Consider the following 24,542-nt stretch of genomic DNA (forward strand, 5'->3'; position numbering starts at 1 on the left):
AATGGGTATCTCACAATGAGATACCCGTTTATGTTATTTTTCAATTTTGATCGGATTGTTCTTAAAGAAGTCTTGTACATACCCGACAAATTCTTGTGGTTCTTGGCGAAATGGTGCATGATAACCTTTTTCAATAATATGTAAAGTGCTATTTTTTAAGAATTGATGATACGTTTCTCCTTCTTTCCAAGAAACGCTACTATCATTTCTGCCCCATATAATTAAAGTTGGCTGTTTCATTTCATTCGCATTAATTTTAAGACGTCTAGGCCATAGTTTCATTTTGTTATAATGTTCTTCATCATTACGTTTGAATTTCACTTTGCTCTCATCATAATCTGTAATAGAAGAAACGGCATTTAAATCAGTCGACAATTGTGGTTTTGGTGAGCCTTGTTTATTAACGAATGTATGAGGGCCACCTGTAGCATCAGTTAAAATAAGGTGAGTAACTGCTTCAGGATATAAATATGTTAAATTTAGAGAAATTTCTCCCCCCATGGAATGCCCCAGTATTGCGAATGAATCATATCCTAGTTTTTTCATTAATTTATAATACAAATTTGCATGAGTTGGAAAAGAATAATAAAAATCCATTGGCTTAGATGAGCGCCCGAATCCCAAAGCATCTACAGAAATAATTGTATGATCTTTTGCTAAATCGGAGTAGATCTTTTGAAAACCATCTGATGACCCTCCAAAGCCATGAATCATAAGTAAAGGTGGTTTTTCATTACCAATCTTTTTAAAGTAAATGGTTTGACCATCTATTTCTACCATTTTTTCCTCGGTAGCTAGTTTCGCTGTAATTGTATTTTTAACTTGCTTTACTTGTTCTACTGGCTTTTCTGCTGCACTACATCCTACTAATAGTGTAAGAGTAAGACAACCTACCATAAAATAGCTAAATCGCTTCAATTAGGTGTCTCCTTTCTAACATAACGCTGTATCTATCATAGCAAATAGCATATTACGATTTCCAGGAAGTTGGCTACCATTTTTTATCATAAGAGGTGAAAGGAGCGTTTCTTGGAAATTTTCTGTTTGAAGAAATTGACGAAATGTAAATTGTGAGTGTGGGACATCAATTCGTACTATACCATTCCAACATTCACATATCTTTTTTAATAATTGAATAGAATCTTCTTCTTGCTTGGCGATAAGTGGATTGATACATAATATATTGCCCTTTCGTATGCATAATGAAAAAGCTTCTATACAGTTATTTCTTTCAATTTTAAAAGAGTGTACGGCCCTTGGTAATAGCAAAGAGTAAAGTAGAGAACGATTCATACCAGTTGCAATTTGATCGAGAGAAGTAAGAGATATAAGGTCTTCTTCTTGTACTTGTTGTAAGTGAGAAGGGTACGTCTTAATAGTTTGCTTTTCAAAACGATGAATCGTTGTTGCTGTTTGAAATCCGCATGATGTGTATAGAGGTTCGCCAGCTTTTGTCGCAATAAGTGCAATGGGTTGTTTTGGATGAATTTGTTCCAAGCAATGATTTAGCAACATGCGCCCGATTCCGCGTCCTTGAAAATTAGGGTGAACGATTAACATACCAATGGAAGTGAAGTTACTTGTAAAGGGAAATACTCCTCCAGTCGCAATGAGTTTGTTTTCATGAATGTAACCTACAAGTGTGCCGATAGAAAGATACATTTCGAATTGTTTTTTCATAAAAATTTCATCGTGTAACCATCCAACAGATTTGCAAAGATTAAGTAATTCAAAAATAAAAGATTCATTTAGCTTTACTATTTTCATAAAGGCTCACCGCATTTCTATTTATTTTCATAAACATAGAGTCAAAATGTAAAAAAAGAGATTTACGTTAAATGAAATCCAACTTGTTTATATTTAAATTGTAAAGGGCAGGATAGTTGATACGAAAAGACAAAGTTATACAAATTATAACTGATATTTACATAAGTTAACAAAAAATTTACATACAGCTAATTTTCTCTTAATAGTCTTCCATTAAATTTGATAGTGGGAAATGAATAACCTAATTAGGGGGACAAGACAGTGAAAAAGTTTGTGAAAAAAGCATGGCCATTTGCAGTTGTGGCATCATTAGCAGTTACTTCGGTAGCAACATGGAATTTTACTCGTTCTAGTGAGGTTAATGCAGATGAGAACGGAAGCAATGCAAAGATTAAAAATGTTATCGTATTAATTGGGGATGGTATGGGCCCTTCATATATGACGGCTCACCGGTATATGAAAGATAATCCAAAAACTTTTGAAATGGAATCTACAGAATTTGATAAGCATCTTGTAGGAACACAAAAAACATACCCAGAAGATGAACATGAAAATATTACAGACTCTGCATCAGCAGCAACAGCTATGTCAGCAGGGATTAAAACATATAATGCTGCAATTGCAGTTGATAATGATAAAGCGGAAGTGAAAACGGTTCTTGAGCAAGCGAAAGAAAAAGGGAAATCAACGGGACTTGTTGCAACTTCTGAAATTACACATGCAACACCAGCTGCTTTCGGTGCGCATGACATTAGCCGTAAAAATATGGACGCAATTGCAAATGATTATTTTGATGAGAAAATTAAAGGGAAGCATAAAGTAGATGTTATGCTTGGCGGCGGCGTAAAGAACTTTGTTAGAAAAGATCGTAATCTTACAGAAGAGTTTAAGAAATCTGGTTATAGCTATGTAACGGATCGAGATCAATTGTTAAATGATAAAAATGATCAAATTCTTGGTTTATTTGCACCAGGTGGATTAGATAAAATGATTGACCGTAATGATAAAACACCTTCATTAGAAGAAATGACTAATGCAGCAATTGAGCGTTTGAACAAAAATAAAAATGGTTTCTTCTTAATGGTGGAAGGAAGTCAAATCGACTGGGCTGGACATGATAATGATATCGTTGGTGCAATGAGTGAAATGGAAGACTTCGAAAAAGCTTTCAAAGCAGCGATTGAGTTTGCGAAAAAAGATAAAAATACGTTAGTTGTTGCAACGGCAGACCACGCTACAGGTGGATTATCTTTAGGTGCCAATGGCGAGTATAACTTTAAAGTAGATCCAATTAAAGCTGCAAAACGCACACCAGACTTTATGGCAAATGAGATTGCAAAAGGTGCAAATGTAGAAGAAACATTAAAAAAATATATTGATTTACAATTAACTCCAGAAGAAATTCAAGCTGTAAATGATATAGCTCCGTCAAAAGATGTAACAAAGATTGATAATGCAATTGAAGATATTTTCAATAAACGCTCGGTTACAGGCTGGACAACAGGCGGGCATACAGGGGAAGATGTAAACGTGTATGCATTTGGTCCAGGTAAATACTTATTCTCTGGCGTTCAAGAGAATACAAATATAGCGAAACGTGTCTTTGATATTGTTGGCGGCGGCGATCCGAATAAAGGAAGACGATAATTAAGAGCGAAAGTGAGGCGAACTGCCTCACTTTTCTTTTTAGGAGTTGGGAATATGAAAAAATTATTTAGGGAATTAAGATTCCTTCTAGTATTTGTAGTATTACTAGTTGGATGTCAACAAGAAGAGAATAACGTAGAACAAAAATCTATTATTAAAAAAACTGAGGAAAAGGTACAAATAACAAAAGAAGAAGAGAGATCTATTCAAGATGTTATGAATACATTTGTGCGAACGACGAATGAAAAAAATCTTGCAGAACATATGGAGTTATTTTCAAAGAAGATGCCTAGTGCTGAAGACTTAAAAACACAAAAAGAAGCCGCATTTCAAAAGGGAAATAAGAAAATTGAATTGGAACATATAGATATGAAAGCTAGTAAAGTAGGGTATGTTATTGTTGAAACGAAAGAAAAGGAAGTAGATGACAGTATCACTCTTCAAAAGAAAGTACAGTATGCTCTTGGAAAAGAAGATGATAAATGGAAGATTGAAGAGGTTCGAACAATAGAGAAAAAATAACGTGAAACTTTCATAAGTGTGGGGGTCGTACTTCCCAAACTGGTAGAAAAAAGGTTCTCATTGGCGAGAACCTTTTTTTATAGTGGTAGCATAATTTGATTTGAGCATGCCTCAATATCATCAATATCTTGACGAATTGTGGCCATTTTATTATCAAGATCTTCAGCTTTCATTGCTGCATCATGTAGTTCATCTTTTAAATACTCCGGTATTTTCCCTTCATATTTATAATAAAGTTTGTGTTCTAAACTTGCCCAAAAGTCCATTGCCAGTGTACGTAACTGAATTTCTGCAAATACATCTTTTGTACCAGAATTTAGTGATAAAGGATATTTAATAATCATGTGTAAACTTTTATATCCGTTTCGTTTTGGGTTAGCGATATAATCTTTTACTTCAATGACTTCCATATCTTCGCGTTTTTGAATGACTTCTTTCAAATGATAAATATCTTCTACGAAGCAACATGTAATACGAATACCAATAATATCTTGTAAATGTGTTTGAGCGTTTTCAACTGTTGGTAATAAGCTTTTGCGTTCTAGCTTTTTAATAATACTTTCAGGTTGTTTTAGTCTTGTTTTTATATGTTCAAACGGGTTGTAATCCTCTAGGAATTGAGCTTCCCGGTTCATAATTTCAAATTTAGTTTTTAACTCTTCTAAAGCAAATGTATATGGTAATACAAAAGCTTTCCAGTAGTTAACTGTTGATTGATTATATTCCATTTATATACACACCTTTTCCTATTTACAAGTGAGGTTGTTATTATACTAAATACCAAATCATATAAGCACAAGCAGCAAATGATGAGATCATAAAGCGATATTTAGTTTTCATACTTTCAACTCCTTTCGAGTAAGATTCTATATAAATAAACGTGATTGTTAATAAGTTCACTATGTACAATTTCTATAGTAATAGATTCGTGTGAATTTCGTATGAACTAATTGTTTCAGCTTTTTGTCTTTTTTGCTGTTAATCATAATTATTATTCGGATTTAAAGTGTTTTCATTTGATTTATCCATTTGTATAAATTAATGTATATTTAAATTTATAGTTATTAAGGAGGATATATGGTGAACTTTGAAGAATTAGCAATTGCTAGACGTTCTGCAATGAAATTTATACAAGGTATAGAAATCCCTGATGAGGATTTTAAAAAAATATTTGAGTTAACTAAGCTTTCTCCATCTTGCTATAATTTGCAGCACACACATTATGTTGTAATTCGTGATCAAGAGCGAAAAGAAAGATTAAAAGAATTAGCGTTCGGTCAATATAAAGTATCGAGTGCATCAGCGGTAGTGCTCGTTTGTGGTGATAAAAGAGCATACCAAAATGTTGAAAATATTTACTTCGGTATGAAAGTTTTAAAAATGATTGATGAATGCGAATATGAAGATACCATTAGGCAAACGAAAGGTTTATATGAAGGAAAAGGAGAGCGTTTCATGGAGGATGAAGCGATTAGAAATGCTTCGTTAAGTGCGATGACTTTTATGTACGCAGCTAAATATTATGGCTATGATACATGTCCAATGATTGGTTTCGATGAAAAAGCAGTACAAAGTGAATTAAATATGCCAGAGCATGTAATACCTGTTTTAATGATTACGATAGGGAAAAGTGATACGACTAAAGTTCGTCCAAGAGGATATCGAAAGCCAATTAGTGAGTTTGTTACATACGAATCGTTTTAATAAAATTTATTTAACTATAAAAACAAGGGGATTCTAAATAGAATCTTCTTGTTTTTGCAATTGACAAATAGAATGAAGTTTTATAATATATAAATCGTAATCATTACGTTTTAGTTTGCAATCTTTGAAAGAAAGGAGAATTACCTATGCGTGTAAATATTACATTAGCTTGTACGGAGTGCGGTGATCGTAATTATATTTCTAAAAAAAATAAACGAAACAATCCAGAACGTATCGAATTAAAAAAATATTGTCCACGATTAAAGCGAGTAACGTTACATCGTGAGACGAAGTAGAAGACTAGAGATATCTCTAGTCTTTTTTTGTTAATAAGTTTTGGTTTTCTTTGTTATAATTACCTTAAATTGTAACGAAGGAGAGGGTATGGTGAATCAAAAAGATAAAGAAAGAAAAGAGCACGTAGCTCATATTATTGAAATTCCAGATGAATATAGGCTTGTTGTAGATGATCAAGAAGGGGTTGATGACCCGTATCATCTATTATGGTGGGGACATAAAGATGATGAGGAGAAACAGATACAAATTACATTAAATAGACATACTGGTAATTTAATTGAATTTAGGATAGATGATGGAAATTCTTTTTCGAGTGATAAGGGAGCGATAGAGGAGAATAAAGCAAGAGAGGTTGCAAATACATTCTTAAAAAAATATACAAAAGAAGGATATGAATTCTATACATATGTAACGGTTAAGGACGACAGGCGCGGTTGGAAAGAAGTAAATTATATGCAAGAAGTGAATAGCTATCCATTGCCGAATACTGGGTGTGTTGTGCAAGTGCACCCTTCAGGTAATGTTGTGCATTTTCATTACAATGGACAAAAAGCCATAGAGAAAAAGCCGTTATGGCCAAGTGAAATTGTTGGGGAGAATATCGTTTTAGAAAATTTGAAAGCTAGACAAGATATGAGACTTGTATTTGTAGATTTAACATACTCTTCATGTGAGTATGAAAACGGGGAAGAAGTAAAAGGGTACCATCTTGTATATGAACCAGAGCCTAGTCATGCGTTTATTGATGCAAGTACAGGTAAAGATTTATATGGGCCAGAACACTATAAATTACCTTCTACAGTACTTGTTGATAAACCGCTAAAGAGTAATCAAAAAAAAGATGTGTTTGATTTATTTGATTGGGACAAGGGGAAGTTTGTCAAAATAGATGAAAAAGTAGATGAGGATGAAGTCCGGATAAAATTTGTATTAAAAGAAGAATTACAAAAAGAAATAGAAGAGAAGGATTCATATTCAATGGATGAGTTTTATAAAAAACATTTTCCAATGTTGAAACATGATGAATTCGTAGTAATTACTCTAGATAAAGAAACAAATCAATTGCTTTCTTTTTTTATGTGGAAGGATGAGAAAAAAAGGAAAACAATCTTATCAAGAGAGCAATGTTTAAGCAAGGCACTTCAATTTTTAGAGCATATTATCCGAGATGCGACAAAGTATGTTCAACTTTGGGATAATTATGAGGAGGAAGAGGGGATAGAGAGGTTTTCCTTTTCAATCTATGTAAATGACATTCATGTAGAGCGGAAATATATTATGATCAACATCAATGCAGAAAATGGTGCTGTGATGCACTACTCTGGAGAGTGTGGAGAATTACTTACATATGAAACAACACCAAAAGTAACAAAAGAAAAAGCGTTAGAAATATACAGAGAGGCTATCCGAGTTAAATTAGAATGGTTTGTAGATCATGATGCAGAGGAAACGAAATACAAACTACTGTACAAACAAACGACAGATGAAAAACATAAAGAACCTTTTTATTGTAGTCGGGAAATTCGTTATATTGATGCTCAAACTGGGAGAAAGATTTGGAGTAAGTAAAATAAAAAGAGTTATTTTTCAAAGAATATAAAAATAACTCTTTTTATTTTTATAATTTGCCTGTTCGTTTTTCAAAAGTAAATGTGATAGGAAGATCGGAATGAGAACTATCATTTTTAAATGTTACTTTCCATTCTTTAGTATGGGCTTTAATTTCAAAATTAAGAAGATTCATTGCTCTACGTTTATCTATTTCTAAAAACATATTATGAATTTCCGGTTCTTGCTGTAAATTAAGAGCCTTTAGTGTGACTGTAAATGTGAAAAAATTCTGCCCTTCATATACTATCCTTGCTATTTTTGTTTTTGGTGTATTTAACACTACATAAAAACGGTCTGATTGAGTTAATTGTACAGAGTCATCGGTAATTTCATTCTCGCTATTATAAAGTTCAACTAAGAAAGATGTACTACGGGAAGAATCTGTTTTGCTTGTAATATGTAATTCAGTAGGAATCATGGGTATTTCATAAAACTCATTTTTTATTATAGTATTGTAGTCTTCTGAAAATTTACGAACTTCTTTTGGAAAAGAGTCTTCTTCTTGTGTATTTAAAAAGGTTTTATGTTGCTTTGGAAATTTTTTATTAAACTTTAATGTTTCTTTAAAGTAATAATTGGATCCAGTCAAAAATAAACAACTACAAATTAATAAAAAAATTCGATACGGATTTTGAAAGTGAAAGAAAAATAGTATACATGTAATAATTCCAATTACATAGAGAATAAAGATAAGTAGTTCTAGTTTTGAGTGAAAGGAAAAACCATAGTTATGAAAAAATTTCATTCCAGTTATAATTTGAGCTCCAAAAAATAAAGAAATTCCAAATTGAAAAAATAATAAATCAGGCCCTCTTTTAATAACAAAAGTAATGAACGAAATGAAAAGTAAAAATCCCCCTAAATAAATTGTTACATTTAATAATCGATCTAATGTAATCATGAATAGTGTCCCCTTTAATAGCATATTCATATATAAATAACAATTTCTTTTAATTATAATATAACAATAAAATATTTTAAATGTTAGAAGTGTTGAGTTTTATAAATAAACTGTACAGACACAAACAACCTCACGCCTACATACACATAATAAAGACCACTATTTTGGCGGAGGTGAAAGGTTTGAGTCTATTCGCCGCAATTGGATATATGGTTCGAGAAGTGTTTGTCTTTGTTTCTTATGTAAAGAATAATGCGTTCCCGCAGCCGTTATCATCAGATGATGAGAGAAAGTACTTAGAGTTAATGGAGCAAGGTGATGCTCAAGCGAGAAATCTTTTGATTGAACATAATTTACGGCTTGTAGCTCATATCGTTAAAAAATTTGAGAACACAGGAGAAGATGCAGAAGATTTAATTTCAATTGGTACGATCGGGCTCATTAAAGCGATCGAGAGCTATTCTGCAGGAAAGGGAACAAAGCTTGCGACGTATGCAGCACGCTGTATTGAAAATGAAATTTTGATGCATTTACGTGTACTAAAGAAAACGAAAAAAGATGTTTCACTTCATGATCCGATTGGGCAAGATAAAGAGGGCAATGAAATATCGCTTATTGATATATTAAAATCAGAGTCTGAAGATGTAATTGATATGATTCAGCTTAGTATGGAGTTAGAAAAAATTAAAGAGTATATCGATATTTTAGACGAAAGAGAAAAAGAAGTGATTGTGAAACGTTTTGGACTTGGGCTAGATAAGGAGAAAACACAGCGGGAAATCGCTAAGGCGCTTGGTATTTCTAGAAGCTACGTATCAAGGATTGAAAAGCGTGCTTTAATGAAGATGTTCCACGAGTTTGTAAGGGCAGAGAAAGAGAAAAAAGCGAAAGAGTAAAGTGTATTAGAAGCAGCCATATTTTAAAAGGGGCTGCTTTTCTTATTGTAAATAAGAAAAGAAAACGCGTTATGCTAAGAAGAAATACATGTTCACTGTTGAAAATGACGGATTCTATCTGTAATATTAGAAGGTGCTAAATAATTTAAGAATAATACCATACTTAGTTTTCTGTATGTATAATAAGGCTGCTTTATATGATATGTGGGAATAAGAACCAATTTTACATATGATATAGAAAGAAAAGAAGGGAAAACTAAAGTTATAGACTGATTAGGGGGTTTCGCAATTTGCGACGTACATTATATCGACTTATGATAGAACTTACAAATGGTCGCTTTACTTCTTATATATTACGTAAATTTGCACAATCTCGTTTGAGCTCTATCATTATTCCATCGTATGCGAAAGTTTTTCAAATTAATCAAGATGAGATGGAAAAGGGCTTGAAGGAATATAGAACATTGCATGAATTATTTACGCGTAAGCTAAAAGAAGGAAAGCGTAGTATTGATACAGATGCATCGAGTATCGTTAGTCCTGTTGATGGTGTTTTTGCAGATCATGGTCCTATTGAGGATACAAAAACATTTGATATTAAAGGAAAGCGCTATTCAATTGTGGATATGCTAGGTAATGAAGAACGTGCAACGCGATATGCAGGCGGTACATATATGGTAATTTATTTGAGTCCAAGTCACTATCATCGCATTCATAGTCCGCTTTCTGGTTCTGTGACTGAAAGGTTTGTACTCGGTAGAAAATCATATCCGGTAAATGCAGCTGGTATGGAATACGGGAAAGAACCGCTGTCAAAAAATTATCGTTCTGTTACAGAAATAAGCAGTGATGGTGAGCATATGGCTCTTGTAAAAGTAGGTGCCATGTTTGTTAATAGTATCGAGCTTTTGCATGAGAGAGATACTGTTCAAAAAGGTGAAGAAATGGCATACTTTACATTTGGTTCAACAGTTGTGTTATTGTTTGAAAAAGATATGATAGAAGTAGTGCAGGAATTAAAGAGTGGACAAGAGCTTCGTCTTGGTGAAAAAATAGCTACTCGATTAGCTCATAAATAAAGAAAAGCTTTTATAACCGTAAGTAAGAGTTATGGGCAAAGATACTTAATGATGAAATCCCCTAGATGGGAGTACTTGTTTATTCGAGAGCCATCGTAGGATGGCTCTTTTTACAGGGCATCCAATAATTTATCCTGTAACTGTTTGATTGGTACGGGCTAATTAAACCTTTCACTTTATATGTAATCAAGAAGATTTGACAAGCTTGTCCTCTAATGAGCGTCTAATGATTTCTTGTTTTATAAGTAAAATGAAGTCGGGATTTAATTTTAGTTCTTTTGCTTTATAATAAGACTCAGTGAGTAACTCAGTGGATAACTGTTCCATATGTTTTGTTTTCAAGGTGAGTCACCTCCTAATAATATAAGGATTGATTCGTTGATGCATTTAATGTACCAAAAAAATATGACAGTCACAAACGGGTGGTTATCCACATACCTAGGTGGATAAAGTGTGTATAGTTTGTTAGTAAATTCCAAATTAACTGAAAAATTAATGTGGAAAATGTGTACAATTTTATCCACAGGTTATATATCGAAAAATGTTGTCGAAAAATTTTATGAAAAATCCTCAAAGAGGTGAAAGAAATTGAAACTATTTTTACCAAATGAATATGTGAAAAATGTATATCATGTTCAACCAGAAGATTTAAAAAAACGTGGGATTAAAGGTGTTATTACTGATTTAGATAACACTTTAATTGAATGGGATCGTCCAAATGCAACCCCGCAACTTGAAAAATGGTTCTTGAAAATGAAAGAGCACGGCATCCAAGTAACGGTTGTTTCAAATAATAATGAGCAACGTGTAAAAGATTTTGCTGACCCATTAGGCATTCCATTTATTCATAGTGCACGTAAACCATTTGTTCGAGCGTTTAAGCGTGCGATACAAGAGATGCATTTACAGGCAGAGGAAGTTGTGGTAATTGGAGATCAGTTACTGACTGACGTGCTTGGTGGAAACCGAGTAGGGCTTCATACAATTTTAGTTGTACCGGTAGCACAAACGGACGGATTAGTGACGCGCTTTAATCGAAAAATTGAACGCAGAATTATGAAAAATATGAAGAAAAAAGGTTTAATTAACTGGGAGGAATAAAGTTTGACTGAAACAATTAAATGTATTGGTTGCGGTGTAGAAATTCAAACAGAAAATAAAAACGAAGTGGGGTATGCTCCTACCTCATCTTTAGAGAAAGAACAAGTTATTTGTCAACGTTGTTTTCGCTTGAAGCATTACAATGAAATTCAAGATGTATCGTTAACAGATGATGATTTCCTACGCATTTTAAATGGAATTGGAAAATCAGATGCATTAGTAGTCAAAATTGTAGATATTTTTGATTTTAATGGTAGCTGGTTACCTGGTTTACATCGTTTCGTAGGAAATAATAAAGTATTACTTGTTGGAAATAAAGCTGATTTAATTCCAAAGTCAGTAAAACATGATAAAGTAAAGCATTGGATGCGCTATAGTGCAAAGCAACTAGGATTAAAACCAGAAGATGTCTTTTTAATTAGTGCAGCGAAGGGACAAGGAATTGCTGAACTAGCAGATGCTATTGAGTATTATCGCGGCGGCAAAGATGTTTACGTTGTTGGATGTACGAATGTAGGGAAATCGACATTTATTAATCGTATGATTAAAGAATTTAGTGATGAGACTGAAAATGTAATTACAACATCTCATTTCCCAGGAACAACACTTGATTTAATTGATATTCCATTAGACGAAGAATCTTCTTTATATGATACGCCAGGTATTATTAACCACCACCAAATGGCTCATTATGTTGGAAAGCAAAGCTTAAAGCTTATTACACCAACAAAAGAAATTAAGCCGATGGTATTCCAATTAAACGAAGAACAAACGTTATTCTTTAGTGGATTGGCACGTTTTGATTATGTAAGTGGTGGTCGTCGTGCGTTTACTTGTCACTTCTCGAATCGCTTAACAATTCATCGTACAAAGCTTGAGAAAGCAGATGAATTATATAAAAATCATGCTGGGGATTTACTAAGCCCACCAACGCCAGAAGAATTAGCAAATATGCCTGAGCTAGTGAAATACGAATTTAATATTCGTGAACCTAAAACGGATGTTGTATTCTCTGGATTAGGATGGGTTACTGTGAACGAACCAGGAGCAAAAATTGTTGCACACGTACCAAAAGGAGTAAGTGTTTCACTACGTAAATCTTTAATTTAATATGGAGAGGGATTTATGAAACAATTATATGGTGTAATCGGAAATCCAATTGGACATTCATTATCACCCGTTATGCATAACAATGCATTTGAACACTTGAATATGGATGCCCATTATCATGCGTTTCTTGTTGAAGAGGAAGTGCTAGGGGAAGCAGTAAGAGGTTTAAAAGCATTAGGTATTTCAGGATTTAATGTAACAACTCCGCACAAGGTTGCTATTATGGAGTATTTGGATGAGATTGACCCATTGGCAAGGAAAATCGGTGCAGTAAATACAGTGGTTCATAAGAATGGAAGGTTAATTGGCTACAACACAGATGGGATTGGTTTTGTTCGAGCGTTGCAGTCAATTAGTCATGAACCACTTCAAGGGAAACGTATTTTGTTACTTGGTGCAGGTGGTGCTAGCCGAGCTATTTATTTTTCTCTTGCTGATGTAGGTGTAAAAGAGGTTGATGTAGCCAATCGTACAGTAGATAAGGCGAAAGAACTTATTGCTGCACGTACGGCCGATGTTAATTCTGTTGCTTTGTCGTTAGAAAAAGCGACAGAAGAACAAGGGAATTATGATATTATCATTCAGACGACAACAATAGGTATGCATCCACACGTCGAACATACGCCATTACAAATTTGTTCGTTAAAAAAAGGAACGATTGTATCAGATATAATTTATAATCCATTTGAAACGAAAATTTTATGTGAGGCAAAAGAGCAAGGTGCAATCATTCAAAATGGTATTGATATGTTTGTGTATCAAGGAGCACTTGCATTTGAAATGTGGACAGGAAGTGTACCGAATATCGGGAGAATGAAACAATTAGTTATAGAAAAGCTTGGAGGCTAACATATATGTTAACAGGAAAACAAAAAAGATTTTTACGTGCACAAGCACATCATTTAACACCAATTTTTCAAGTAGGAAAAGGCGGAGTAAATGAAAATATGATTAAACAAATCGCAGATACTTTAGAAGCTCGTGAGTTATTTAAAGTAAGTGTATTACAAAACTGTGAATTTGATCGCCGTGAGGTTGCGGAAGAACTTGCAAAAGGTGCACGTGCTGAAATCGTTCAAGTAATTGGAAGCACAATCGTTTTATACAAAGAATCAAGAGAAAATAAACAAATTAAGCTTCCTCGATAAAAAGATTAGCATGCGCTATTTTTATCGCTGATGCGTAATGATGTAGAGAGCGAAACCAATTGAACTTTTATTAATAGCAACTCTCTTCATTCCTAACCAAGGAGAGTTGCTGTATGTAAAAGGAAGGGGCGTTTCTTTTGAGGAAAATTGGCATCATTGGCGGTACATTTGATCCGCCTCACTATGGACATTTGCTAATTGCAAATGAAGTATATCACGCTTTGGATTTGGAAGAAGTATGGTTCTTGCCAAACCAGATTCCGCCACATAAACAAGGACGTAATATTACAAGTATAGAAAGACGTTTACATATGTTAGAGCTCGCGACTGAGGCAGAAGAACACTTTTCTATTTGTTTAGAAGAGTTAAGCAGGAAGGGCCCATCTTATACGTATGACACTATGTTGCAATTGACGAAGAAGTATCCGGATGTGCAGTTTCACTTTATTATTGGTGGGGATATGGTTGAGTATTTACCGAAGTGGTATAACATTGAAGCTTTACTTAATCTTGTAACGTTTGTTGGAGTTGCGAGACCTGGGTACACATTGCATACGCCGTATCAGATTACTACAGTGGAAATTCCGGAATTTGCAGTTTCTTCATCCTTATTACGTGAGAGATATAAGGAGAAGAAAACGTGTAAATACTTACTTCCTGAAAAAGTACAGGTATATATCGAGAGGAATGGGTTGTATGAATCGTGAGAATGCACTTCATATTGTTAAACAACAAATGCATGAAAAACGTTATACACACACAATTGGTGTAATGGAGACAGCGATTGAGCTGGCTAAGTTATACGGTGTGGACGAGAAAAAAGCAGAGATGGCAGCTATATTCCATGATTATGCGAAATGTAGAGCGATTTCAGAGATGGAAGAGATTATTAAACGTGAAGAATTGCCGAAAGATTTACTTTGCTATAATAAAGAGTTGTGGCATGCGCCTGTTGGGGCATACTTAGTAGAAAAAGAGGTAGGCATTACGGATTCTGAAATTTTGCAAGCTATTACATATCATACAAGTGGTCATGAGAACATGACAATGTTAGATAAAGTGATTTATGTAGCTGATTACATTGAGCCAGGGCGAAAGTTTCCAGGTGTGGAAGAGGCTCGTAAACTCGCATATACGGATATAAATCAAGCTTTATTATTTGCGTTAAAGAAAACAATTCAATTTTTAATGGAAAAAAATCAGACGATTTATCCATTAACATTCCAAACATACAATGCAGTTATCAAGGAGGAAATGAGTAAATGAACGATAAAGATTTATTAGTATTAGCGGCAAAAGCAGCTGATGATAAAAGAGCAGAAGATATGGTTGTCCTAAATATGCAAGGTATTTCACCAATTGCAGATTATTTCATTATTTGTCACGGTAATTCAGATAAACAAGTGCAAGCAATTGCACGTGAAATTAAATCAAAAGCACATGAGTTCCAAATCGACGTACAACGTATGGAAGGTTTTGACGAAGCACGTTGGGTATTAGTTGATCTTGGAGATGTAGTTGCTCATGTATTCCATAAAGATGAGCGTAATCACTATAATTTAGAGCGTTTATGGGGCGATGTGCCACGTGAAGATATTACAGAAGAGCTAGGCCAATGAAATACGAACAATTTGCATTGTTGTACGACGAACTAATGAATGATGTCCCTTATGATAAATGGGTGGAATTCACAGAGGAAAGCCTGCAGCAAGCAGATATGAAAGAGGCAAAAATTCTTGATGTAGCATGCGGTACGGGTAATGTAACCCTTCCGCTTGTGCAAAAGGGTTACGATTTAATAGGTGTCGATCTTTCAGAAGAAATGTTAACAGTCGCTCAGCAAAAACTGGGAGCAGAGGGATACTTTATTCCTTTTTATCAACAAGACATGCGAGAGCTTGATGTTCCAGGTGAGTTTGATTGTGTAACCATCTTTTGTGATTCATTAAATTATGTATTGCAAGAAGATGGAGTGCAAGAAACATTTAGAAGAGTATTTCACCATTTACGCCAAGATGGCTTGTTTTTATTTGATGTACATTCTTTATATAAAATACATCATGTATTTCAAAATGAAACGTATACAGTGAATGGAGAAGAAATATCTCTTATTTGGAATTGCTTCCCTGGTGAAGAATCAAATAGTGTAGAGCATGATTTAACATTCTTTGTTCAAGATCCAGAAGAAGATGTGTACCATCGGTTTGACGAATGTCACGTGCAACGTGCATATCAAGTGGAAGAGTTAACGAAATGGCTTGAAGAAGCAGGTTTTACAGTGCTTCGTGTAACAGGTGATTTTGAGCGACTTGAAGTTACAGAACAAACAGAGCGTATTTTCTTCATGGCGAAGAAAAACGGATAAAGTGAAACTTTAATCAGCGGGGTACGAAGCTCCCCGCTGATTATTAGTTGAACCAATCGGGCTTTTACGGGCAGCCCGACCCCCTCCTAACTTCTTTGCTTTCGCTGAGTTTTAAGGTGGGGATCTTACTGGCCGTTAATGCGGGATAAAACAAAAGCAACCGAGAAGGTTGCTTTTGTTTTATAAAGAAGATGTATTTTTAGTTCTAGCATAATCTGAAGATCGTATGCGTAAAGTGTGGGAATAGTAGTTGAAGTGAAAATGTATTGTAAAAAAGTAATTATTTATAAAAAGGATTTGGAATGTAAATGACGTATTTATTATGTGTGTTTATTGAATTGCTGATCAACGCATTCTAAATCTTCATCAAATTTTTCATGTGTTCGCTCGATTAACTTATGGAACATATCTCCAACGTGTTCTTCTAAAACCCGAATGCCTTCCCCAGTAACGCCGCCTTTCACGCAAACCTTTTCTTGTAAGGTAGGTAATGTGAAGATTTCTTTTTCAAGTAATTTCCCCATCCCCACGACCATTTCACTTACTAAAGTAGTAGCCTCTTCGTGTGTAATATTTGTTTTATCTACAGCAGCGTTAATGAAGCATTGTAGTAAATAACTAAAGAAAGCAGGACCGCAACTTGCTATATCAGATGAAACGCGCGTTATATCTTCTTCTATTACAAGAGGTGTAGAAATGTTTTTGAATAGACGAAGTAATTTTTGTTGCCATTCTTCAGAGCAATTATCTCCAAATGTAAATAGTGAGGCGCCAGAGAGGGCGCGGTTTGTGATACTTGGAATGATACGCGCGACGTGACAAGGTACGAGAGTCTCTAATTGTGATGGAGATATTGGACTCGTAATAGAAACTAAGCACGTTTCGTCAGAAAAATGTTCAGCGTATTTTTTTAGGATAGGGTATATATCTATCGGCTTAACGCAAATAAAAATAAGTTGTGATTGTTCGATTACTTCCGGGATTGTTTTTGCTATATGAACAGAAGGGTATTTTTCTTTTATATGATATGCTTTGGCAGGCGTCCGATTAATGATTGTAAGGCACGAAGGTTTGACAGCACGGGTTTCTAAAAATGCATCGATTAGTATATTCCCCATGTTTCCTGTCCCTATAATTCCTATGTTCAAAGTTTCATCCCTCCTTCGTAACAGCTTTCTCCTAAACAATATGAATGATGTTATAAATTTATGATTAGAGGTGTAAAATGATGTGGGATTTTCCGAAAAAGTGGTTAGGTTTAGTAGCTATTATTGGAACTTTACTTTTTCTTGTTTTTTGGAAAACGAATCAGAGTGTAGAACGAACGCCTATTACAATGAATGTGCAAGAGAAGGAGATAGAAAAAAAGGGTAAACCGAAAATATCGGATACAAAGGAACAGAAAAGAACAATTATAATTGATGTGAAAGGAGCGGTTAATAAAGAAGACCTGCGGTAGTATGTCAACTGAAAAATAATATATTTTGAAGTTATCAAAGGACAAATTGCTTAAAAAAGACATCACGAAACTAGACCAGCACCGCATGTAAAATACTGGAATTGATTGAAAGGTAGCGATGACAAGTTTTATGTCACACTTTCACACACCTTTCAGGCGTAAAGAGTTGGTGATTACGTAGTAGCGCATCCACCAATCGCACAAATTTTCTTGCGGTTAGAACGAGTGCACGTTTGTGTTGATGTTTTGGTACTTCATTATACTTTTTTGCGTAATATTCTTGGTATTCCAATACATGCTTTCTTACAGAGTTGGCGGCTTCAACTAAGTAATACCGCAAGTAATGATTCCCATTACGAGATAATGAAGTATTTTCAGCGGTGAACCGGCCAGACTGGTATGTACGCCAATATAACCCGGCATATTTTGCGATTTTGGTTTCATCGTCAAATCTTTCGATTTGGCCAATTTCAGCGATAATACCAGCGGCATATATAGGCCCGATTCCAGGAATGGATTCTAATGTTTGCGTTAATCCAGCCATGATCCGCTTAATAGATTTTTCTAGTTCTTTAATTTGTCTTTGATAGGTACGAATGATTTCGATTGATGTTCCTAAAAGAATATCGATTGAGTCTTCTACCACCTTATCTAAACGGTACGACGTGCGAACAGCCTTTTGAATGGTTGATGCGACACATTTCGGGTCACCAAATCGATTTTTACTCTTTTCCTGTAGGAACTCAGCGAGTTCCTCTAAAGGCATGTCAGCTAGCTCTTCTAGACTGAATTTTTCAAGGAACAATTCCATCATGGCGTTACCAAATATAGAAGAATCGACTTCTTGTGAGAACGTATTACATTTATAACTTAGGTGTTGTAGAAAATGTTGTTTCTCCTTTGTCAACATTCTAACGAGTTGATAACGAGCTCTTGTTAATTGCTGTAATGCCACGTATTGACTTTCTTTCACGATGGACATTTGATTTCGCCCAAATCGTAAATAATCAGCGATGACAAAGGCATCAATTTCGTCAGTCTTATTCATGTCTGAATAACTTTTCTTGAAGTTTGCGACTTGTTTTGGATTTAGAAGAAATACCTTTGTGCCAAATCTTTTTAAGTCTTCGTCATGATGGAGAAACATGGATGGGTGAAAACTGTAAACAGATGTAGATTCTAAGCCGATTTTTAAAGTTTCAACCTCTTGATTGGTTGTGCACTGTAATAATCGTTCTTTAAGTACCTGTGCACCTGGTAAGTCATTACTGACTGAAAAAGAATCTAGCTTTTCTCCTTCACCATTTAAAAAGCAAACTTTCATATCAAACGAACTTACATCTAGACCAACAAATAATCTCACGTAAGAGACCTCCTTTCGATTTAGAATCATTGCTTGGACGTCTCGAGATATCTCTAGTGTGTACGCCGACCAACAACCTCGTGTATAAGAGCTAGTCCTGAATCGAAAGCCGCCCTAGAGCTACTAACATCTAGGTTCGAGGATCAGGCTGCTCAGCCTGCGAGTAGGGAGCCCCGCGCGTTCACTGAGAAACACTCTTTTCGTGTGGTAAATCCACAGGGGAATACAGAATTGTCCCAAATGATCCTAAGACCATTATCTAGAAATATCTTGAGACGTCCAAGTATTTTCTTTATTACTGGACTCTTATTAGAGAGAAAAACTAAGCCTGAGATAGGGCTTAAATATTAATATACGAGGGGTATATGAAATGAAGGAAGGAGATCGCGTAAAGGATGCGGTTCAAAAGGCTGGTGGTTTTTTATCAGAAGTAGATATCAAAAAAGTGAATTTAGCACAAATTGTACAAGATCAAATGCTTCTTTATATACCGAGTAAAAATGAGTCAGAACAAGGGATGTTTACTTCTTCTAAGGAAGATGGCAAGATTCGAATAAATACAGCAGCGAAGGAGCAATTGGAAAAGATTACAGGAATTGGCTCTCGAAAGGCAGAAAGTATTTTGAAATATCGAGAAGAACATGGTCCGTTTCAGAAAATAGAAGATTTATTAGAGATTGATGGGATTGGTGCGAAGTCTCTTGAAAAGATAAAAGATCAAATTATTATTCCGTAAAAGATTGACGAAGTTTTTCTTCTTTCGCTACACTACAAGTAGACAAAAAAGTAGGTGAAAAATATGGAACGAATTTCATGGGATCAATATTTTATGACGCAAAGCCATCTACTATCGTTACGTAGTACATGTACAAGGCTTGCGGTAGGAGCGACAATCGTTCGCGATAAACGAATTATTGCTGGTGGATATAATGGTTCGATTAAAGGTGGCGTACATTGTATAGATGATGGTTGTTACGTAATCGATAATCATTGTGTTCGGACAATTCATGCCGAAATGAATGCTTTATTACAATGTGCCAAGTTTGGTGCGAAAACAGAGGAAGCAGAAATTTACGTTACGCATTTCCCTTGTTTACAATGTTGTAAGGCAATTATTCAAAGTGGTATTACAGCGGTTTATTATGCGCAGGATTATAAAAATCATCCATACGCCATAGAGTTATTTGAACAAGCGAATGTAACAGTGAAGCACGTTCCGTTAGAATATGATATCGCTGCATTAGAGGAGCAAAAACGTTATACGGAGTTAAAAAAATTATTTGCGTCTTTAGAAAAAGATAATTTATCAATGGAAGAATTACAGCATGTATTCACGAAAGCAAAAATGATGCTATAAGGAGTGAGTATAAGTTGCAGGAACAATGGGGGTATGTTGCAATCTCGTTTATAATAGGGATTGCAATTGCCTTTTCCTCGTCACTTTTATTGATAGTTTTTTGCCTCTTTTTAAATATTTTCTTCTGTTTATATCGCACTTCGCGTAAAACCTTCTTTTTTTGCATTGTAGCGTGCTTTAGTGGCGCTATATACACTTCCTATGTTCAAGGGTGGAATGAGTCTCTAGGAGAGTCCTATGGAGTTACAAGAGGGGTTATACAAAATACACCGCTTGTTAATGGGGATCGCCTATCTTTTCAGTTTGAAGATCACAATAAAAATATAGTGCAGTTAAGTTATAGAATAAAATCAGCCTTGGAAAAGGAAAAAATGCAACAATTATACGCAGGGATATCATGTGTATTCGAGGGTGAGAGGAAAGAACCACAAACAGCTCGGAATTTTCATGGTTTTAATTACCGTGATTATTTATACAAGCAACATATTCATTTCACATTTGAGGCTACATATATTTCTGAATGCTATAAAACATCACTGTCGCTTATGCAATGGATTCTCCTTTTGAGGCAACAAGCAATCTCGAAAGTTACAGAAATGTTTCCAGAGCAATCAGGTGCTTTTATGAATGCGTTACTATTTGGTGATAGACAACAAATGATGTTTGAAGTGGAAGAGCAATATCAACAGTTTGGTCTTATACATTTGTTAGCAATTTCAGGTTCGCACATTGTATTGTTAATGGGGATAGTATATTTTATTTTGCTAAGAAGTGGTGCGACGAGGGAGGTAGGTAGCAACAATTTGCCTTATCGTCTGTATTCCTTTGTATATGGTTTTAGCAGGGGCGTCACCATCTGTTATAAGGGCTTCTATAGCAGGAGTTTTGATGTTGATTGCTTTTATGTGCTCGATTCGTTTATCTAGTTTAGATGCTTTAAGTGTAACAGCTATATGTATGCTTATATATGACCCTTATCTTGTTTTTAATATTGGATTTCAGTTTTCTTTTGTAGGTAGCTTCGCTTTACTTTTGTCTGCTCCGTTCTTATTAGGGAGTAGCAACGGAGTAATCCGAAATTCTATTTATATTTCTATCATTTCACAGCTCGTTAGTACTCCGATCTTGTTATATCACTTTGGTTATTTTTCTCCATATAGCATTTTCCTCAATCTTTTATACGTTCCGTTTTTATCTATCATTGTATTACCATGTAGCATTATTATTTTACTGTGTATGCCAATTGTCCCGTTTCTCGCAAAAGGATTTGCGGATGTGTTATCAATAGGCTTGAGTATGTCTAATGTTCTTCTAAGTTATTGTGAAAGTTTACCATTTAACCAGCTTATTTTCGGGAAAACGTCCTTCAATCTTGTAGCTGTATATTGCGCGAGTATTGTCAGTATATTGATAGTTTGGGAAAGGAGAGCGCCGAAAAAAATGGTTTGTATAGTTGTGAGTATATTTCTTTTTATTAGCACGTGTCATTATGTATATCCATATTTTAGAGGAAGCGGAAGTGTAACATTTATTGATGTTGGACAAGGTGATGCAATATTAATTCGCCTTCCGTATGATAAAGGGGTTTATCTTATTGATACAGGTGGAACGCTTCGTGTTAATAAGGAAGAGTGGCAACAAAAAAAGCATGAATTTTCTGTTGGAACTGATGTTTTAATACCCTATTTACAAAAAGAAGGTATTAAAACAATTGATAAATTAATCGTAACGCATGGAGATGCAGATCATATAGGTGCTGCGCAAGAATTATTATCATATATACCTGTAAAAGAAGTTGTATTTGGCCGGAAGGGAAAAGATGCAGTATTAGAAAAAGTAGTAAAGAAACAGGCATTAGAAAAGGAAATGAAAATAACTGAAGTGGGGGAAGGGGAAAGTTGGAGTGTAAATGAAGCTGAGTTTTTCGTTTTAGCTCCAAAAGGAAAAGAAAAAAGTGAAAATAATGCTTCAATTGTAATATGGGCAAAATTTGGAGGATTGACGTGGCTATTTACAGGCGATTTAGAAGAAGAAGGAGAGCAGTTTTTAGTATCTGCGTATCCAGATTTGCGAGTGGATGTTTTAAAAGTTGCTCATCATGGAAGTAATACGTCATCTATAGAGTCTTTTTTGAACGTTATACAGCCCCGTGTAGCGATTATATCTGTTGGTAAGCAGAATAGATATGGACACCCGCATAAAGAAGTAATAGAACGTTTGGAGAAGATGGGGAGTGCGATATGGCGCACGGACAAGCAAGGTGCTATTTCCTATGTTTTTAAAGGGGAAAATGGAACCTTTCAAAGTAAAATCACATATGATAAGACATATAATAGGTGAAAAAGAGAAGACTGCCATGAAGTGGCAGTCTTTAAGAACCGATAAATTTAATAACAGTTGCAATGATGAAAAGTGTTGCGAAAAAACCAAATGAGACGATAAATCCTACCCCTGAATCAATAGCGTCATTGCGTTTACTTTGAACGTTTTGTTCAAAATCATTCATTTAGAATCCCTCCCCAACATTCCACTTTAGTATAAAATATTGTCAGAAAAAAATCTACAATTTCAATGTGAAGAGAAAATGAGCTTTTTGCGAATTTTAGATTATGAAGTAACGTGAGTTTTTTGTTTCCAAGCATGTTAACAGTTGGCACTTATACTGGAATTTTTATTGTGAATAATAAAGGGAAGGTGATTACCGCACACCAATAAGAAACCCGGGGCTTATTGCGTGGCGTTTAATATAAATAAAGGGACGGGTTATAAAGCCTGTTCCTTTGTACTTGTAAAACAAAAGCTAGGGCATTAGTATAAATATATATTGCCAAGTTAGGGAGTAGGAAAAAGTATGAGTGATATACATAAAAAAATTAAAAAGAAACAGTTTGCTCCGTTATATTTACTATATGGGACGGAAGCTTTTTTTATAAATGAAACGATAAAGCTTATTACGACAGAAGCACTTGAAGAAGAAGATCGAGAGTTTAATGTTGTGACATACGATTTGGAAGAAGCGTATTTAGAAGATGTGGTTGAGGATGCGCGTACGCTCCCTTTCTTTGGAGAGCGGAAAGTACTGTTAATAAAATCACCGCTATTTTTGACTTCGCAAAAAGAAAAGTTAGAGCAAAATATAAAAATTTTAGAAGAATACATTGGTGAACCTTCTCCATTTTCTATTCTTGTTTTTGTTGCGCCTTACGAAAAACTTGATGAGCGAAAAAAAATTACAAAACTATTAAAGAAAACAGCAGATGTAGTAGAAGCGAATGCGATGCAAGTGCAGGATGTTCAGAAGTGGATTGTTGCTCGGGCAGATGAAGTGCATGTGCACATTGATAACGCGGCTGTTAGTTTGTTGCTAGAGCTTGTGGGAAGTAATGTAACGATGTTGGCGAAGGAAATGGACAAGTTAACGTTATACGTTGGTATGGGCGGAGAGATTACGACGAAACTTGTTGCAGAGCTTGTGCCAAAATCAGTTGAGCAAAATGTATTTACTTTGACAGAAAAAGTGGTGAAAAAAGATATTGCAGGTGCAATGCAAATTTTGGATGGATTATTTACGCAGCAGGAAGAACCGATTAAATTGCTTGCGTTATTAGTGAGTCAATTCCGTTTGTTGTATCAAGTGAAAGAGTTACAGCAACGTGGTTATGGGCAAAATCAAATTGCATCTCATATTGGTGTACATCCGTATCGTGTAAAATTGGCGATGAATCAAACGAAATTTTTCTCTTTTGAAGAATTAAAAAAAGTGATTATAGAATTAGCGGAAGCTGATTATAGTATGAAGACGGGAAAGATGGATAAGAAACTTGTGCTCGAGTTTTTCTTAATGCGATTAAATCATATGTGATGACACAAAAAAAGTTCATGTACCTAGTGCATGAACTTTTTTTGTATATAAAAAAACGATCCAAATGGATCGTTTTTTAAACGCCTTACGCGTTTACTTGTTTCGCTAAGCGAGATTTTTGACGAGATGCAGCGTTTTGGTGGATAAGACCTTTACGAGCTGCTTTGTCAAGTTTTTTAGAAGCAGTTTTGAAAGCTTCTTTAGCATTTTCAAGATCGTTATTAGTAACTAAAGCTTCTACAGTTTTAACAGCAGAACGCATGTCAGACTTGATAGAAGCGTTATGTGCACGACGCTCTTCGCTAAGTTTAGCGCGTTTGATAGCAGATTTGATGTTTGCCATACTTTTCACC

At 34.9% G+C, this 24,542-nt stretch carries 26 protein-coding genes and 3 pseudogenes; 20 read left to right on the plus strand and 9 right to left on the minus strand.

The genetic code is table 11. The features are described from left to right. Positions 1-33: 33 nt before the first annotated feature. The gene (locus MHI28_RS25410; protein ID WP_000819811.1) at positions 34-918 is read right to left on the minus strand and encodes an alpha/beta fold hydrolase; all 885 of its coding nucleotides are present in this window, start codon (positions 916-918) and stop codon (positions 34-36) included. 15 nt (positions 919-933) lie between these two features. Continuing rightward, on the minus strand, positions 934-1,767 hold the full coding sequence (locus tag MHI28_RS25415) for a GNAT family N-acetyltransferase (RefSeq protein ID WP_000706701.1): 834 nt from the start codon (positions 1,765-1,767) through the stop codon (positions 934-936). Positions 1,768-2,028: 261 nt separating this feature from the next. Here MHI28_RS25415 and MHI28_RS25420 point away from each other — a divergent pair, with 261 nt between their 5' ends. Beyond that, complete coding sequence (locus MHI28_RS25420; RefSeq protein ID WP_000714908.1) at positions 2,029-3,414, plus strand: alkaline phosphatase; 1,386 nt, start codon at positions 2,029-2,031, stop codon at positions 3,412-3,414. Between the two features lie 54 nt (positions 3,415-3,468). After that, positions 3,469-3,936 carry a hypothetical protein gene (locus MHI28_RS25425; RefSeq protein WP_000732777.1) on the plus strand — a complete coding sequence of 156 codons (468 nt, stop codon included), beginning with the start codon at positions 3,469-3,471 and terminating at the stop codon, positions 3,934-3,936. A gap of 77 nt (positions 3,937-4,013) precedes the next feature. On the opposite strand, the gene MHI28_RS25430 is transcribed toward MHI28_RS25425, so the two are convergent. Continuing rightward, a complete protein-coding gene (locus MHI28_RS25430) occupies positions 4,014-4,664 on the minus strand; it encodes a GTP pyrophosphokinase (RefSeq protein ID WP_000456230.1) in 651 nt (216 codons plus the stop codon). 349 nt (positions 4,665-5,013) lie between these two features. On the opposite strand from MHI28_RS25430, the gene MHI28_RS25435 reads away from it, so the two are divergent. The 3 genes from MHI28_RS25435 to MHI28_RS25445 all read left to right on the plus strand — a co-directional run bounded on the left by MHI28_RS25435 (position 5,014) and on the right by MHI28_RS25445 (position 7,506). Further along, positions 5,014-5,640: a nitroreductase family protein gene (locus tag MHI28_RS25435; protein ID WP_000245980.1), complete on the plus strand. Its 627-nt coding sequence runs from the start codon at positions 5,014-5,016 to the stop codon at positions 5,638-5,640. A 146-nt stretch (positions 5,641-5,786) separates the two neighbouring features. Further along, positions 5,787-5,936, plus strand: coding sequence for a 50S ribosomal protein L33 (gene rpmG / locus MHI28_RS25440; protein ID WP_001265617.1), 150 nt, complete (start codon positions 5,787-5,789; stop codon positions 5,934-5,936). Positions 5,937-6,024: 88 nt separating this feature from the next. Next, positions 6,025-7,506, plus strand: coding sequence for a YcdB/YcdC domain-containing protein (locus tag MHI28_RS25445; RefSeq protein WP_340828328.1), 1,482 nt, complete (start codon positions 6,025-6,027; stop codon positions 7,504-7,506). A gap of 49 nt (positions 7,507-7,555) precedes the next feature. Here the strand turns inward: MHI28_RS25445 and MHI28_RS25450 are convergent, their stop codons facing one another. Beyond that, positions 7,556-8,449: a hypothetical protein gene (locus MHI28_RS25450; RefSeq protein ID WP_000631115.1), complete on the minus strand. Its 894-nt coding sequence runs from the start codon at positions 8,447-8,449 to the stop codon at positions 7,556-7,558. Between the two features lie 182 nt (positions 8,450-8,631). Here MHI28_RS25450 and sigK point away from each other — a divergent pair, with 182 nt between their 5' ends. Together sigK and MHI28_RS25460 are read left to right on the plus strand one after the other, a co-directional pair. Further along, positions 8,632-9,345: an RNA polymerase sporulation sigma factor SigK gene (sigK, locus tag MHI28_RS25455; RefSeq protein WP_000051382.1), complete on the plus strand. Its 714-nt coding sequence runs from the start codon at positions 8,632-8,634 to the stop codon at positions 9,343-9,345. A 290-nt stretch (positions 9,346-9,635) separates the two neighbouring features. Beyond that, complete coding sequence (locus MHI28_RS25460; RefSeq protein WP_001254999.1) at positions 9,636-10,424, plus strand: phosphatidylserine decarboxylase; 789 nt, start codon at positions 9,636-9,638, stop codon at positions 10,422-10,424. A 186-nt stretch (positions 10,425-10,610) separates the two neighbouring features. On the opposite strand, the gene MHI28_RS25465 is transcribed toward MHI28_RS25460, so the two are convergent. Beyond that, complete coding sequence (locus tag MHI28_RS25465; protein ID WP_000850094.1) at positions 10,611-10,766, minus strand: sporulation histidine kinase inhibitor Sda; 156 nt, start codon at positions 10,764-10,766, stop codon at positions 10,611-10,613. Between the two features lie 246 nt (positions 10,767-11,012). Between MHI28_RS25465 and MHI28_RS25470 the strand changes: the two genes are divergently transcribed. The 8 genes from MHI28_RS25470 to MHI28_RS25505 all read left to right on the plus strand — a co-directional run bounded on the left by MHI28_RS25470 (position 11,013) and on the right by MHI28_RS25505 (position 16,148). Beyond that, positions 11,013-11,525, plus strand: coding sequence for a YqeG family HAD IIIA-type phosphatase (locus tag MHI28_RS25470; protein WP_000765315.1), 513 nt, complete (start codon positions 11,013-11,015; stop codon positions 11,523-11,525). A gap of 3 nt (positions 11,526-11,528) precedes the next feature. Further along, the gene (gene yqeH, locus MHI28_RS25475) at positions 11,529-12,635 is read left to right on the plus strand and encodes a ribosome biogenesis GTPase YqeH (protein ID WP_000140807.1); all 1,107 of its coding nucleotides are present in this window, start codon (positions 11,529-11,531) and stop codon (positions 12,633-12,635) included. Positions 12,636-12,650: 15 nt separating this feature from the next. Then, positions 12,651-13,484: a shikimate dehydrogenase gene (gene aroE / locus MHI28_RS25480; protein ID WP_000812106.1), complete on the plus strand. Its 834-nt coding sequence runs from the start codon at positions 12,651-12,653 to the stop codon at positions 13,482-13,484. Between the two features lie 5 nt (positions 13,485-13,489). After that, positions 13,490-13,783: a ribosome assembly RNA-binding protein YhbY gene (gene yhbY, locus MHI28_RS25485; RefSeq protein WP_000955224.1), complete on the plus strand. Its 294-nt coding sequence runs from the start codon at positions 13,490-13,492 to the stop codon at positions 13,781-13,783. 137 nt (positions 13,784-13,920) lie between these two features. Continuing rightward, positions 13,921-14,490, plus strand: coding sequence for a nicotinate-nucleotide adenylyltransferase (gene nadD, locus MHI28_RS25490; RefSeq protein ID WP_001226031.1), 570 nt, complete (start codon positions 13,921-13,923; stop codon positions 14,488-14,490). Continuing rightward, positions 14,480-15,049 (plus strand): bis(5'-nucleosyl)-tetraphosphatase (symmetrical) YqeK, encoded by a 570-nt coding sequence (yqeK, locus tag MHI28_RS25495; RefSeq protein WP_001078484.1) that lies wholly within the window; start codon positions 14,480-14,482, stop codon positions 15,047-15,049. Before nadD ends, yqeK begins: the two co-directional genes overlap by 11 nt. Further along, positions 15,046-15,402, plus strand: coding sequence for a ribosome silencing factor (gene rsfS / locus MHI28_RS25500; protein ID WP_000998173.1), 357 nt, complete (start codon positions 15,046-15,048; stop codon positions 15,400-15,402). Before yqeK ends, rsfS begins: the two co-directional genes overlap by 4 nt. Then, positions 15,399-16,148, plus strand: coding sequence for a class I SAM-dependent methyltransferase (locus tag MHI28_RS25505; protein WP_000873064.1), 750 nt, complete (start codon positions 15,399-15,401; stop codon positions 16,146-16,148). The genes rsfS and MHI28_RS25505 overlap by 4 nt, the downstream gene beginning before the upstream one ends. Positions 16,149-16,468: 320 nt before the next feature. Here MHI28_RS25505 and comER read toward each other — a convergent pair whose 3' ends face one another. After that, positions 16,469-17,296, minus strand: coding sequence for a late competence protein ComER (gene comER / locus MHI28_RS25510; protein WP_001020554.1), 828 nt, complete (start codon positions 17,294-17,296; stop codon positions 16,469-16,471). Between the two features lie 77 nt (positions 17,297-17,373). Between comER and MHI28_RS25515 the strand changes: the two are divergent. Further along, a pseudogene (locus tag MHI28_RS25515) lies at positions 17,374-17,595 on the plus strand (competence protein ComE); the annotation flags it as partial. A gap of 145 nt (positions 17,596-17,740) precedes the next feature. On the opposite strand, the gene MHI28_RS25520 reads toward MHI28_RS25515, so the two are convergent. Beyond that, positions 17,741-18,970, minus strand: coding sequence for an IS110 family transposase (locus MHI28_RS25520; protein WP_100909797.1), 1,230 nt, complete (start codon positions 18,968-18,970; stop codon positions 17,741-17,743). Positions 18,971-19,328: 358 nt separating this feature from the next. Between MHI28_RS25520 and MHI28_RS25525 the strand changes: the two are divergent. The 3 genes and pseudogenes from MHI28_RS25525 to MHI28_RS25535 form a co-directional block, all read left to right on the plus strand. Further along, positions 19,329-19,706, plus strand: a pseudogene (locus MHI28_RS25525) (helix-hairpin-helix domain-containing protein); the annotation flags it as partial. A gap of 63 nt (positions 19,707-19,769) precedes the next feature. Then, positions 19,770-20,327, plus strand: a complete 558-nt coding sequence (locus MHI28_RS25530; RefSeq protein WP_000439777.1) for a ComE operon protein 2 — start codon at positions 19,770-19,772, stop codon at positions 20,325-20,327. Positions 20,328-20,341: 14 nt separating this feature from the next. Next, a pseudogene (locus MHI28_RS25535) lies at positions 20,342-22,667 on the plus strand (DNA internalization-related competence protein ComEC/Rec2). Positions 22,668-22,698: 31 nt separating this feature from the next. Here MHI28_RS25535 and MHI28_RS25540 read toward each other — a convergent pair. Continuing rightward, the gene (locus MHI28_RS25540) at positions 22,699-22,833 is read right to left on the minus strand and encodes a YqzM family protein (protein ID WP_000997609.1); all 135 of its coding nucleotides are present in this window, start codon (positions 22,831-22,833) and stop codon (positions 22,699-22,701) included. Positions 22,834-23,178: 345 nt separating this feature from the next. Between MHI28_RS25540 and holA the strand changes: the two genes are divergently transcribed. After that, complete coding sequence (holA, locus tag MHI28_RS25545; protein WP_001279924.1) at positions 23,179-24,189, plus strand: DNA polymerase III subunit delta; 1,011 nt, start codon at positions 23,179-23,181, stop codon at positions 24,187-24,189. 85 nt (positions 24,190-24,274) lie between these two features. Here holA and rpsT read toward each other — a convergent pair whose 3' ends face one another. Then, a complete protein-coding gene (gene rpsT, locus MHI28_RS25550; RefSeq protein ID WP_001274012.1) occupies positions 24,275-24,532 on the minus strand; it encodes a 30S ribosomal protein S20 in 258 nt (85 codons plus the stop codon). Positions 24,533-24,542 lie beyond the last annotated feature (10 nt).

Origin of the sequence: Bacillus sp. FSL K6-0268, assembly GCF_038005425.1 — a bacterium.
GTDB lineage: Bacteria > Bacillota > Bacilli > Bacillales > Bacillaceae_G > Bacillus_A > Bacillus_A thuringiensis_S.

Excerpts from the sequence above, each read along its gene's own strand:
- MHI28_RS25415 (WP_000706701.1), bottom strand. The coding sequence starts at position 1,767 with ATGAAAATAGTAAAGCTAAATGAATCTTTTATTTTTGAATTACTTAAT.
- MHI28_RS25425 (WP_000732777.1), top strand. The coding sequence starts at position 3,469 with ATGAAAAAATTATTTAGGGAATTAAGATTCCTTCTAGTATTTGTAGTA.
- MHI28_RS25430 (WP_000456230.1), bottom strand. The coding sequence starts at position 4,664 with ATGGAATATAATCAATCAACAGTTAACTACTGGAAAGCTTTTGTATTA.
- MHI28_RS25435 (WP_000245980.1), top strand. The coding sequence starts at position 5,014 with ATGGTGAACTTTGAAGAATTAGCAATTGCTAGACGTTCTGCAATGAAA.
- rpmG (WP_001265617.1), top strand. The coding sequence starts at position 5,787 with ATGCGTGTAAATATTACATTAGCTTGTACGGAGTGCGGTGATCGTAAT.
- MHI28_RS25445 (WP_340828328.1), top strand. The coding sequence starts at position 6,025 with ATGGTGAATCAAAAAGATAAAGAAAGAAAAGAGCACGTAGCTCATATT.
- MHI28_RS25450 (WP_000631115.1), bottom strand. The coding sequence starts at position 8,449 with ATGATTACATTAGATCGATTATTAAATGTAACAATTTATTTAGGGGGA.
- aroE (WP_000812106.1), top strand. The coding sequence starts at position 12,651 with ATGAAACAATTATATGGTGTAATCGGAAATCCAATTGGACATTCATTA.
- yhbY (WP_000955224.1), top strand. The coding sequence starts at position 13,490 with ATGTTAACAGGAAAACAAAAAAGATTTTTACGTGCACAAGCACATCAT.
- yqeK (WP_001078484.1), top strand. The coding sequence starts at position 14,480 with ATGAATCGTGAGAATGCACTTCATATTGTTAAACAACAAATGCATGAA.
- rsfS (WP_000998173.1), top strand. The coding sequence starts at position 15,046 with ATGAACGATAAAGATTTATTAGTATTAGCGGCAAAAGCAGCTGATGAT.
- MHI28_RS25505 (WP_000873064.1), top strand. The coding sequence starts at position 15,399 with ATGAAATACGAACAATTTGCATTGTTGTACGACGAACTAATGAATGAT.
- MHI28_RS25530 (WP_000439777.1), top strand. The coding sequence starts at position 19,770 with ATGGAACGAATTTCATGGGATCAATATTTTATGACGCAAAGCCATCTA.
- MHI28_RS25540 (WP_000997609.1), bottom strand. The coding sequence starts at position 22,833 with ATGAATGATTTTGAACAAAACGTTCAAAGTAAACGCAATGACGCTATT.
- holA (WP_001279924.1), top strand. The coding sequence starts at position 23,179 with ATGAGTGATATACATAAAAAAATTAAAAAGAAACAGTTTGCTCCGTTA.
- rpsT (WP_001274012.1), bottom strand. The coding sequence starts at position 24,532 with ATGGCAAACATCAAATCTGCTATCAAACGCGCTAAACTTAGCGAAGAG.